This is a genomic window from Gilliamella sp. B3023 (genome assembly GCF_026536845.1).
Taxonomy (GTDB): domain Bacteria; phylum Pseudomonadota; class Gammaproteobacteria; order Enterobacterales; family Orbaceae; genus Gilliamella; species Gilliamella apicola_E.
Genome location: NZ_JAFNNH010000047.1, coordinates 1 through 1450 on the forward strand (window position 1 = coordinate 1; position 1450 = coordinate 1450).

Here is a 1450-nt window from a genome sequence, read left to right on the forward strand (position 1 = left end):
ACGACGTTGACTCCTTGAGTCAGCTTACTTTTAATCACCTAATACTATTTTTTATCACCCCCGCCCTCGCCCTAAGGATTAAGGACGAAGAAATAAAAACTAAGGATGGGAGCAAAGGCCGTAGTAGCCGTAGTAGCTGTCGGCGCCCCAACCCACTGTACCGTAGTGCACTCTACCGTAGTTTGCGTCCACGACAAACTGGTTACTTCCACGCGGGTCACTAGTCCAGTACCAATGGTTGAGGAAGCCAACGCCTGAGTAAGTGTCCATTTTGCCCCACTCCGTGAAAAAACCAGAACCTATATGACGCATGTAAAGATTGTTAGGAGAAGAAGGAGTGGCGCCGACTGAACCCTGACACCAAGTGCCTGAATTACTACCACGACAAGATGAATTGGTTAAATCCTTTACCTTAGGAAGGCGATAACCAATACTATTACACCAAGATAATGTATTAGAATAAGAATAACCGTAAGAGTCAGTACCACGGTTGACGAACCACTGTTTCAAAGTAAAACCATATTTAACAACAGGAGTACCATTAGTATCACGACCGACCAACTCGAATGTCTGAGGCAAAGATGGTGTAGAAATACGACCAGGATTGTCAGAACGATGCTGGGATGAGGTAGCGTAAGGACCCGTTAAAGTAACGCGAACGCTTGTAGCAGTAGAATTAGACATTGTGACTGTGATACCACCCCGAGAAACAGAAGACCAAGACAATGGCTGACTACTACCACTAATATCTAAATCAAAGTACAATCCATTAGCACCAGTAGTAGGAAAGTTTCTACCGTAAAGTGACGGGTCTGTTTCTTGAGTGAGAAAACCCTTAGCAGGGTCCCACATTGAAGATGGGCCAGCAAAATCCCAAGATGGATAATAAGAGTAATCACCAAGCTTACCATTCAATAAGTTAGGCCGAGCAAAACAAACCACCGGCGAAGCCTTAGGATTGACGTAATAAGTCTCACTACTGGCACTGAAAGTACTACGATTAGGAAATCCGTAACGAGTAGATAATGTACCGTTAGTACTAGATAACTTAACTTTATAAGGTGCATTACAAACTGTTAGCACGGAATTACGTGATACTGACTGATTGTTTTTATCGACGATAGATAAACTTAAAGAACCTGTAGCAGTAACGCCAGAATCACCATCATCATCCCCCCAATAATTATTAGGTGGACCGATAAGAGAACTCAAAGCGACTGAATTAGTATCAGTAGGAACGAACATACCAATATCAGCAAAACTCTGACCTTCAGAGGGCAATACGATTGGAGTTGTAGATGATGAATTGGTAGAAGGCGTGTACCTAGTTCCGTCAGATAAAGTAATCCCAAGCAGACCGTTAGCATCAACTGCACGAGTACGACCATCGTCGAAAGTCAAATAAGGTGCACTACCCTGTATCGCATTCCTAGTTGACTGTGATGTCAAT

1 pseudogene is annotated in these 1450 nt (G+C 43.4%); it reads right to left on the bottom strand.

The annotated features are described in order from the left end of the window. Positions 1–99: 99 nt before the first annotated feature. Positions 100–1450, bottom strand: a pseudogene (locus J3U16_RS11870) (hypothetical protein); the annotation flags it as partial.